A 9,331-nucleotide genomic window follows, 5' to 3' on the forward strand; every position below is an offset into this window, starting at 1 on the left:
CACCAGGGGGACGTCCGGCCAGCGGCGGCGCACCTCGGCCGCGGCCTCGCGGGCGTCCGCGACCGCCGGCAGCTCGGGGGCGTTCCAGCCGCGCACCCGGTTCTGCACCTCGACCACCGCGACACCGCGCTCGCCGAGCGTCCGCGCCAGGTGGCGGGCCAGCCGCCGGGTCTGCTGCACCGGCGGGTACCAGGCCCCGATCCGCAGCGAGCTGCGCGGCCAGCCGCCGTGGAGCAGCAGGACCACCGAAAGGACCCGGACCGCGGGCAGGGTGACGCGCAGCCGCGGCGTCATCCGCGTCCTCACGTGGTGCGGCGGCGGCGCCACTCGGCGAGGGTCTCCTCGACGTCCAGCGGGCGGATGAAGATCGGCGGGCCCTGGACGGCGCGGCGGTGGGAGTGGCGGATCCGCTCGTTGAGGTCCTCGACCAGCGCGCGGGCGGCCTGCTCGGTGCGGGCGTCGGCCAGCACCTCCTGGATCCGTTCCTTCTCCCGGCGCAGGCTGAGGCTGGTGGGCAGGGCACCGGTGAGGTCCTCGTCCTGCAGCTTCTGCCGGATCCACCAGTCGTCACCACCGCGGTCGAGCCCCGCCAGCGGCTTGCCCTCACCCTTGAGGCCGCTGAACTCCCCGCGCTCGGTGGCCTCGCGGATCTGCCGGTCGATCCAGTTCTCGAACGGGGCCATGGGCCCACCTTAGGCGCCGCTCGGACGCGCCGGGAGTCGATTGACGCCGCAAGCGCGTGCTCCGTAGCGTCCTGCCGGCCGGTGCCCGACGTGCGGGCCCGCCACCGATCCGGAGAGGCACGCCATGACCGAGTCCCCCACCCCCGCCCGCCCCTGGCCGGTGGACGTCCCCGGTCTGGCCTACGGCGGGGACTACAACCCCGAGCAGTGGCCGCTGGAGACCCAGCTGGAGGACGTCGAGCTGATGCAGCGGGCCGGGGTGAACCTGGTCAGCGTCGCGATCTTCTCCTGGGCGCAGCTGGAGCCGCGGGAGGGCGAGTACACCTTCGAGTGGCTGGACGCCGTGCTGGACCGGCTGCACGCCGGCGGCATCCGGGTCGCGCTGGCCACCGCGACCGCGTCCCCGCCGCCGTGGCTGACCTCGAACCACCCGGAGATCCTGCCGGTGACCGCCGAGGGTGTGGTCCTGGGCCAGGGCAGCCGGCAGGCCTACGCCGTCTCCTCACCGCTGTTCCGCGAGTACGCGGTGGCGATGACCCGGCGGATGGCCGAGCGCTACCGCGAGCACCCGGCGCTGGCGCTGTGGCACGTCGACAACGAGCTCGGCTGCCACGCCCCGCACGACTACTCCGAGAACGCCGCCGTCGCGTTCCGGCGCTGGCTGGAGGAGCGCTACACCACCATCGAGGCGCTCAACGCCGCCTGGGGCACCGCCTTCTGGTCGCAGCGCTACGACTCCTTCGCCGAGGTGCAGCCGCCGCGGGCCTCCCCCACCGGGCTCAACCCCACCCAGCAGCTGGACTTCGCCCGGTTCTCCTCCGACGAGCTGCTCACCCACTACCGCGCGCTGCGCGACGTGCTGCGCGAGATCACCCCGGCGGTGCCGACCACCACCAACCTGATGCTGCCCAACGCGAAGTGGATGGACTACTTCAGCTGGGCCGGCGACCTCGACGTCATCGCCAACGACCACTACCTGGTGGCGGCCGACCCCGAGGGTTACGTCGACCTGGCCTTCAGCGCCGACCTCAGCCGCGGGGTGGCCGGCGGGGACCCGTGGATGCTGATGGAGCACTCCACCTCGGCGGTGAACTGGCAGCCCCGCAACCGGGCCAAGGGGGCCGGGGAGATGCTGCGCAACTCCCTCACCCACGTCGCCCGTGGAGCGGATGCGGTGATGTTCTTCCAGTGGCGGCAGTCGGTGGCGGGTGCGGAGAAGTACCACTCCGGGATGGTCCCGCACGCCGGCACCGACAGCGCGGTGTGGCGCAACACCGTCGAGCTGGGCCGGGTGCTCGGCGAGCTCGCGCCGGTCCGCGGGTCGCGGGTGCGGGCGTCGGTGGCGCTGGTCTTCGACTACCCGTCGTGGTGGGCGGTCGAGGCCGACTTCCACCCCACGTCGGCGCTGAGCTACCCCGAGGAGGTGCTGCGCTGGTACCGCGCGCTGTGGCGTCGCGGGGTCACCGTCGACGTGGTGCCGGCCGGGGCCGATCTCACCGGCTACCGCGCGGTGGTGCTGCCCACCCTGCACAGCGTCTCCGACGCCGACGCCGCCCGGGTGGCCGAGGCGGTCCGCGGCGGCGCCTCGGCGCTGGTCACCTTCCTCAGCGGGACGGTGGACGAGCACGACCACGTCTACCTCGGCGGCTACCCCGGCGCGTTCCGGGAGCTGCTGGGCGTCCGGACCGAGGAGTTCTTCCCGCTGCAGGAGGACGAGCGGCTGACCCTCGACGACGGCACCACCGCCGACATGTGGAGCGAGCACACCCGGCTGGAGGGGGCCGAGGCGGTGCACCGCTGGGTGGACGGGCCGCTGGCCGGCGGACCGGCGGTCACCCGCAACGTGGTGGGCGAGGGCGCGGCCTGGTACGTCGCCACCCGTCCCGACGAGGTGGGTGTGGCCCGGCTGGTCGAGCGGGTGCTGGCCGAGGCCGGCGTCGAGCCGGAGGCCGACGTGCTGCCCGGGGTGGAGGTGGTGCGCCGCCACGGCACCGACGGCGCGTCCTACCTCTTCGTCATCAACCACACCGCCACCGAGGCGACGCTGCCCGCCACCGGCCGCGACCTCGTGGCCGGCGCCGACGTGCACGGCCTGCTCCGCGTCCCGGCCGGCGGCGTGGCGGTCGTCGCCGAGCGCTGACCCTCCCCGCGAGTGTGGCCGAGACGTCGTCTCGCGCCTGACCCAGACGACGTTTCGGCCACACTCGCGCACAGGCGCGGGCGGGCTGGGGAGCTGGCGGTCGATGAGGCTCGTCGGGCGTCGGGAGGTCAGCGGGCGGTGGTGCGGCCGGACGCCCCTGCGTCCACCCGGTCGGCGACGACCCGGCCCGGGCCGGACGCGGACCGCTGGGCGGCCAGTGCCATCCCCGCCGCCAGTGCACCGGCGGCCACGGTGACCGCGTAGGCCGGGGTGTGGCCGCCCCAGTCGGCCAGCCGTCCGGCCAGTCCCGAGCCGAGCGCGTAGCCGACACCGGTGGTGCCGGCGAGCAGGGTGAGCGCGGTGGTGATCCGCTGCGGCGGCGCCACCTCGGCGACCAGCGAGAACAGCGTGATCATCGTCGGGGCGATGCTCAGCCCGAGCACCAGCAGCACCACCGACAGCGGCAGCAGGGTGCTGACGGCCAGCAGCGGCAGGCTGAGCACCAGCAGCGCGGCGGCGGAGACGAGCAGCCGGCGGCGCAGCGCCCAGCGGGCTGGCAGGGCCGGGACGAGCAGCCCGGCCAGCACGCTGCCCACCCCGAGCAGGGCGTGCAGGCCGCCGGTCAGCCCGGGCTCGCCCGCAGCGGTGGCCAGCACCGAGTTGCCGGTCTGCACCGAGCCGAACACCATCCCCACACCGAGCATGGCCACCAGCAGCACACTGAGCCCGGCCGGGAGGAGCGGTCCGCCGTCGGCCGTGGTGGGCAGGCTGCGGTCGGGACGGGTCAGCGTGGCCGACGGGTGCAGCGCGAAGGCCAGCCCGAAGACGACCACCAGGGCAGCGGCCACCAGCAGCGCGCCGGCGGGGGCGACCAGGGCGGCCAGCAGACCCACCAGCGCCGGGCCGAGGACGAAGGAGGCCTCATCCGCCGCGCCCTCGTAGGCGAAGGCGGTCTCGGTGAGCCGGGGGCGTTCGGCCCGGGAGGCGAGCAGCCGCCAGCGGACCCGGGCCAGGGTGCCGGCCTGCGGGAGGAGCGCCCCGGCGAGGGCGGCGCAGCCGAGCACCAGCACCAGCGGACGTCCGGGGGTGGCGGTCAGCACGAGCGCCAGCAGGGCGAGCGCGGCCCCGATCGACTGGACCAGCAGCACCGGACGCTGGCCGACCCGGTCGGCAAGCGCACCGGCGAGCGGGGCGACCACGGCGTTGGCGACAGCCAGCGCGCCGGCGGTGAGACCGCCCGCGCCGTAGGAGCCGGTGACGCCGGAGACGAGCAGCAGGCTGCCGAGCTGGGCCATCGCCAGCGGCAGCCGGGCGACGAAGGCGACGGGGGCGAACCAGGGACCGGTCAGCGCGAACAGCTGCCGGTAGCCGGGTGCGGCGGAGGGGAGGGACATCGCAGAGCTCCAGGTGCGGCGCGGGTGCGCCGGTCGTGGTGTGCGCCGTCCCTGCCACCCGGCGCACGGGACCCCGTGCTCGGGCGCGAGTCTACCCGTGTCGCCGACGCCGCGCAGGGGCCAGGATGGGCTCGTGAACCCGTTCGAGGTGCGCCCCGTCGACGCGGACGGCTGGCCGGCACTGCGCGAGCTGTTCGGCCGCGGTGGCGCGTCCAACGGGTGCTGGTGCCAGTACTGGCTGCTGGGGCCGGCTTACACCCGACGCGACCGGACGGCCAACCAGGACGACCTCGCCGCCCAGGCCCGGGCCGGCGAGGCCGGTCTGATCGCCTGCGACGGCGACCGGGTGGTCGGCTGGGCCCGCTTCACGCCACGCGCCGCGCTCGGCCACCTGACCGACCGGTTCTCCCGGTACCGGTTCTCCGACGACGACGTCTGGGCGCTGTCGTGCTTCTTCGTGGCCCGGGACGCCCGCGGGCGCGGCGTGACCCGGGCCCTGGTGCAGCACGCCGCGTCCTGGGCCGACGAGCACGGCACCGCGGTCGAGGGCTACCCGGTCGACCCCGCGACGTCCGGGGCCACCGGCAACCGGTTCACCGGCGTGCTGCCGGTGTTCCTCGACGCGGGGTTCGCCGAGCAGGGCCGGCTGGCGCGTGACCGGCCGGTGGTCCGGTACGAGCCGCGGTCCGGGCGTCGCTGAGCCGTCGGTCATCGCGGGTGCGGGGGCTCGCACTTCGACAGGCTCAGTGCGCTGTGGTGGGGCTCAGTGCGCTGTCGTGGGGCTCAGTGCGCTGTCGTGGGGCTCAGTGCGCTGTCGTGGGGCTCAGTGCGCTGTGGTGGGACTCAGTGCGCTGTGGTGGGACTCAGTGCACTGGCGAGGACCGGTGCGTCAGGTAGCCCCGCCGGTCCGTGCGCGGTGTCGTGTCAGTGGACCGGGGCCGGCACCTCGGCGCCCTCGGCGGGCTTGCGGACGAAGACCGTCAGCAGCACGGCGAGCAGCGAGACCGAGGCCCCGACGAGGAAGGCGGTGTGCACACCTCCGGCGAGCGCGCTCACCTGGTCGGCGCCGGTCTGGACGGCTCCGGCCGCGCTGACCGTCATCAGGGTGATGAACATCGCCGTGCCGGCCGCGCCCGCGACCTGCTGCAGGGTGGAGACGACCGCGCTGCCGTGGGAGTACAGCTGCGGCGGCAGCGAGCCGAGCGCGCTGGTCAGCAGCGGGGTGAACATGAACGCCAGCCCGGAGGACAGCACCACGTGCAGGGCGATGATGAGCGGGACGGTGGCGTCCTGGCCGAGGGTGGTCATCCCCCACAGCGCGGCGCTGGCCACCACGGCACCCGGCAGCACCAGCGGACGCGGGCCGAAGCGGTCGAACAGCGAGCCCACCAGCGGCGCGAGCAGACCCATCAGCGCACCGCCGGGCAGCAGCACCAGACCGGACTGCAGCACCGACAGCCCGAGCACCTGCTGCAGGTAGATCGGGATGAGGATGATGGTGCCGAACAGCGCGGTCATCGAGACGATGACGACCACCACCGCCAGGGCGAACGAGCGGCTGCGGAAGACGCGGAGGTCCATCAGCACCCGGTCGGTCTCACGCAGCGCGAGCTGGCGCCACACGAACAGCGCGAGGGAGACCGCGCCGACCACGACCGGGATCCACGGCGGCACCACGGCGTGCCCGCCGCTGGCCTCACCGATGCTGGAGAGCCCGAAGATCAGACCGCCGAAGGCCAGTGCGGAGAGCACCACCGAGAGGACGTCGACCTTCACCGGACGGGTCTCGGTGACGTTCTTCACCCAGACCGCCCCGAGTGCCAGCGAGAGCACCGCGATGGGCAGCACGATGCCGAACATCCAGCGCCAGTCGAGCACGGAGAGGATCACCCCGGAGACGGTCGGGCCGATCGCCGGTGCCACCGAGATGACGATCGAGATGACCCCCATCATCCGGCCGCGACGCTCGGCCGGCACGACGTTGAGCACCGTGGTGAACAGCAGCGGCAGCATGATCGCGGTACCGGAGGCCTGCACCACCCGCCCGACGAGCAGCACCGCGAACCCGGGCGCCAGCGCGGCCAGCAGGGTGCCGACGGTGAACAGCCCCATCGCCAGGAAGAACACGGTGCGCACCGGCAGCCGCTGCAGCAGCAGACCGGTGAGCGGGATGACGATCGCCATCGTCAGCAGGAAGCCGGTGGTCAGCCACTGCGCGGTGCTGACCGGCACACCGAGCTCGGTGGAGAGGTCGGTGATGGCGACGCTCATGATTGTCTCGTTGAGGATGACGACGAAGGCGGAGACGACGAGCAGGGCGATCACCGGCCCGACCCGCACCGGCGGGGTGCTGCTCTGCTCCGGCACCGGTCCCCCGGCGGTGGTGACGCTGTCGGTGCTGGTCACGGGCGTCCCTCTTCCTCTGCGTGCGTGGACGGATGGGGCGCACCGTCGGGCCCTCGACAACTATACGTCAGTCTGCGCATAGTTGGCAGCCTCTGCCATCTTGGCAGAAACGGTAGGCTGCGGCGGGATGAGTGCCGGGGCGACCGACGAGACCGAGCTGGCGACCGAGGTCGCCGGACGTCCCGGCCTGCGGGAACGGCGCCGTCGCGAGACCCTGCGCGACATCGCCGACGCCGCCCTCGACCTGTTCGAGCGCGACGGCGTGGCCGCCACCACGGTGGACGGGATCGCCGCAGCCGCCGGCGTCTCCCCGCGCACCTTCTTCCGGCTCTGCTCGACCAAGGAGCAGGCGGTGCTCACCGACGACGGGGACGTCGAGTCGACCGTGCTCGCCGCCGTCGCCGAGCTCGGTCCGGATGACGACCCGGCCGCTGAGCTGGAGCGGTGCTGGGACCACCTCGCCCGCGCCTACGACGCCGACCCCGCCGGGCACCACCGGGTGCTGCGGGTGCGGCGGCTGATGACCCACGAGCCGACCCTGCTGGCCGCCGGTCTGCGCCAGGACGCCGAACGCACCGAGCGGCTGGTCGCCGCGCTGGTCGAGGCCACCGGGATGCCGCTGCTGCGGGCCCGCGCCGTCGCCGCCCGCTTCTCCACCGTGCTGCAGCTCAGCTTCGAGGAGTGGGCGCACCGCGCCGAGGCCGGCGAGGCCGCGTCCCTGGTCGACATCTACACCGAGGTCCGCACCGTCTGGCGCTCCCTGGGCTGATCGGCCGCTCGTGCTGGATCGCCCTTCGACAGGCTCAGGGCGCTGGGGCGGGGCAGGTGCGCACGCGCGGGACTGCGAGCGAGCGGGACCACAGCGCGCTGAGCTCGTCGAAGCGGCAGCACTCCGCCCTTCGACAGGCTCAGGGCGTTGGGGCGGGGCAGGTGCGCACGCGCGGGACTGCGAGCGAGCGGGACCACAGCGCGCTGAGCTCGTCGAAGCGCGAGCGGGCTCCGCCCCTCGTCAGGCTCAGGCCGTTGGGCGGGGCGGGTGCCGGCGTGGCGATGATGACTCTCTCATCGACGCGTCATCGGGGCATCATGCCGACCGCACAGGGTGGGGGTTGTCCGCCACCCCTGTGCCGAGGAGAACGTGATGTCCGTCCTGACCGACCTGCCCACCCCGCTGACCGACCTGCGCGCCGACCAGGTGCCGGCCGTGGCGGCGCGGACCGGCGACCTCGCCCCGGACCGGGTGGCCCGTGCCAAGCACGCCTACACCACCCGGCGCGTGAGCACCGAGGGCGTCACCCGGGTCGAGCTCGAGGGCGTGCCCGCGGCCGGCGACCTGGTGCTCGCCCGGGTGGTCAGCATCGGCCAGCACCCGCGCCTGGAGCTGCGCGACGGGCGCCGGGCCAGCCTCTTCCCCGGCGACGACGTCGTGGTCTGCTACGGCGCCCGCTACGCCCCCGACCAGTTCCACGCCGGAGTCCCCGACGACCTCGGACCCTGCCACCTGGTGGCCGCCGGCGGCCTGGCCGGACGGGTCGAGTCGGCCCACGACCGGATGGGCTCGGCCACCACCCTCGAGCCCACCGGCCTGCTGCTGGACGCCGACGGCCGCCGGATCAACCTGCGCTCGGCCGCGCTACCGCCGGTGCCCGCACCGGCCCGGCGTCCCGTCACCGTGGCCGTCGTCGGCGCCTCGATGAACGCCGGCAAGACCACCAGCGCCGCCCACCTGGTCCGCGGGCTGCGACTGGCCGGCCTGCGGGTCGGCGCGGCCAAGGTCACCGGCACCGGCGCCGGCGGGGACGTCTGGCTGCTCGGTGACGCCGGTGCCGACCCGGTCTACGACTTCACCGCCGCCGGGGTGCCCACCACCTACCGCACCGGGCCGGCCGAGGTCCGCCGCATCTTCACCGAGCTCACCGACCGGCTCGCCGCCGACGGCTGCGACGTCGTCGTGCTCGAGGTCGCCGACGGGCTGTTCCACGAGGAGTCGGCCGCCCTGCTCACCGACCCGCTGTTCGACGAGCGGGTGGACGGCGTCCTGTTCGCCGCCCGGGACGCCCTCGGCGCGGCTGCCGGATCGGCCTGGCTGCGCGAGCGCGGGCTGCCGGTGCTCGGGCTGAGCGGGGTGCTCACCGCCTCCCCGCTCGCGCTGGCCGAGGCGGAGGCCGCCACCCCGGAGCCGCTGTGGTCGCTGCCGCGGCTGGGCGACCCGGCTGCGGCGGCCGAGCTGTTCCACCAGCTGGCGGCGTGCCGGTGATCCCCCGCCCGCTGGCCCGCCCACGGCGGTGGGCCTTCGCCCGGCTGGTCGGCATCGGCGTCGGCCAGGCCTTCACCGCCGTCTCGATCGCGGTGCTCGTCCAGCGCGGGTTCGACCTGCTGGTCGGCACCGCGGGCGCCGTCCCGCCGCCGCTGCCTGCCGGTGCGGTGACCTGGCTGGTCGCCGGGCTCGCCGGGGCGGTGCTCGGCTCGGCGCTGTTCCGCGGTGCGGAACGGCTGGCCTCGGAGCAGGTCGCCCAGCACTACGTGCAGGAGGTGCGCGACGTGCTCTTCGCCCACCTCACCCGGGTGCCGGCCCGCGAGCTCGGCCGCCGCCACCGCGGCAGCATGCTGCTCCGCTTCGCGGGCGACCTCTCCGCGCTGCGGCTGTGGGTCGGCCGCGGGCTCGCCCGGCTGCTGGTGGCCGGGGTGGCGGTCGGGCTGGTGCTCGC

At 74.8% G+C, this 9,331-nt stretch carries 9 protein-coding genes; 5 read left to right on the forward strand and 4 right to left on the reverse strand.

The genetic code is table 11. The features are described 5' to 3' along the window. Positions 1 to 246, reverse strand: a 246-nt coding sequence (locus tag DVA66_RS13045) for a hypothetical protein (RefSeq protein ID WP_232821942.1), incomplete at its 3' end; no start/stop codon positions are given. A gap of 56 nt (positions 247 to 302) precedes the next feature. After that, positions 303 to 683: a DnaJ family domain-containing protein gene (locus tag DVA66_RS13050; RefSeq protein ID WP_114560481.1), complete on the reverse strand. Its 381-nt coding sequence runs from the start codon at positions 681 to 683 to the stop codon at positions 303 to 305. Between the two features lie 124 nt (positions 684 to 807). On the opposite strand from DVA66_RS13050, the gene DVA66_RS13055 reads away from it, so the two are divergent. Further along, complete coding sequence (locus tag DVA66_RS13055; RefSeq protein WP_114560482.1) at positions 808 to 2,823, forward strand: beta-galactosidase; 2,016 nt, start codon at positions 808 to 810, stop codon at positions 2,821 to 2,823. A gap of 128 nt (positions 2,824 to 2,951) precedes the next feature. Here DVA66_RS13055 and DVA66_RS13060 read toward each other — a convergent pair whose 3' ends face one another. Beyond that, positions 2,952 to 4,217 carry an MFS transporter gene (locus tag DVA66_RS13060; RefSeq protein ID WP_114560483.1) on the reverse strand — a complete coding sequence of 422 codons (1,266 nt, stop codon included), beginning with the start codon at positions 4,215 to 4,217 and terminating at the stop codon, positions 2,952 to 2,954. A gap of 133 nt (positions 4,218 to 4,350) precedes the next feature. Here DVA66_RS13060 and DVA66_RS13065 point away from each other — a divergent pair, with 133 nt between their 5' ends. After that, on the forward strand, positions 4,351 to 4,917 hold the full coding sequence (locus tag DVA66_RS13065; RefSeq protein ID WP_157973983.1) for a GNAT family N-acetyltransferase: 567 nt from the start codon (positions 4,351 to 4,353) through the stop codon (positions 4,915 to 4,917). 224 nt (positions 4,918 to 5,141) lie between these two features. Here the strand turns inward: DVA66_RS13065 and DVA66_RS13070 are convergent, their stop codons facing one another. Next, positions 5,142 to 6,623: an MDR family MFS transporter gene (locus DVA66_RS13070; protein WP_232821943.1), complete on the reverse strand. Its 1,482-nt coding sequence runs from the start codon at positions 6,621 to 6,623 to the stop codon at positions 5,142 to 5,144. A gap of 127 nt (positions 6,624 to 6,750) precedes the next feature. On the opposite strand from DVA66_RS13070, the gene DVA66_RS13075 reads away from it, so the two are divergent. The 3 genes from DVA66_RS13075 to DVA66_RS13085 all read left to right on the forward strand — a co-directional run. Then, entirely contained in the window at positions 6,751 to 7,392 is a 642-nt protein-coding gene (locus DVA66_RS13075; RefSeq protein WP_114560485.1) for a TetR/AcrR family transcriptional regulator, read from the forward strand. Positions 7,393 to 7,764: 372 nt separating this feature from the next. Beyond that, complete coding sequence (locus tag DVA66_RS13080; RefSeq protein WP_198671732.1) at positions 7,765 to 8,880, forward strand: P-loop NTPase family protein; 1,116 nt, start codon at positions 7,765 to 7,767, stop codon at positions 8,878 to 8,880. Further along, positions 8,871 to 9,331: ABC transporter ATP-binding protein (locus DVA66_RS13085; protein ID WP_198671733.1), on the forward strand; the 461-nt coding region annotated here is incomplete at its 3' end. The genes DVA66_RS13080 and DVA66_RS13085, both read left to right, overlap by 10 nt.

Origin of the sequence: Desertihabitans aurantiacus, from assembly GCF_003344635.1 — a bacterium.
Classification (GTDB): domain Bacteria; phylum Actinomycetota; class Actinomycetes; order Propionibacteriales; family Propionibacteriaceae; genus Desertihabitans; species Desertihabitans aurantiacus.

Bases quoted from the DNA above. Each gene is read 5' to 3' on its own strand.
- DVA66_RS13050 (WP_114560481.1), bottom strand. From the start codon at position 683: ATGGCCCCGTTCGAGAACTGGATCGACCGGCAGATCCGCGAGGCCACC.
- DVA66_RS13055 (WP_114560482.1), top strand. From the start codon at position 808: ATGACCGAGTCCCCCACCCCCGCCCGCCCCTGGCCGGTGGACGTCCCC.
- DVA66_RS13060 (WP_114560483.1), bottom strand. From the start codon at position 4,217: ATGTCCCTCCCCTCCGCCGCACCCGGCTACCGGCAGCTGTTCGCGCTG.
- DVA66_RS13075 (WP_114560485.1), top strand. From the start codon at position 6,751: ATGAGTGCCGGGGCGACCGACGAGACCGAGCTGGCGACCGAGGTCGCC.
- DVA66_RS13080 (WP_198671732.1), top strand. From the start codon at position 7,765: ATGTCCGTCCTGACCGACCTGCCCACCCCGCTGACCGACCTGCGCGCC.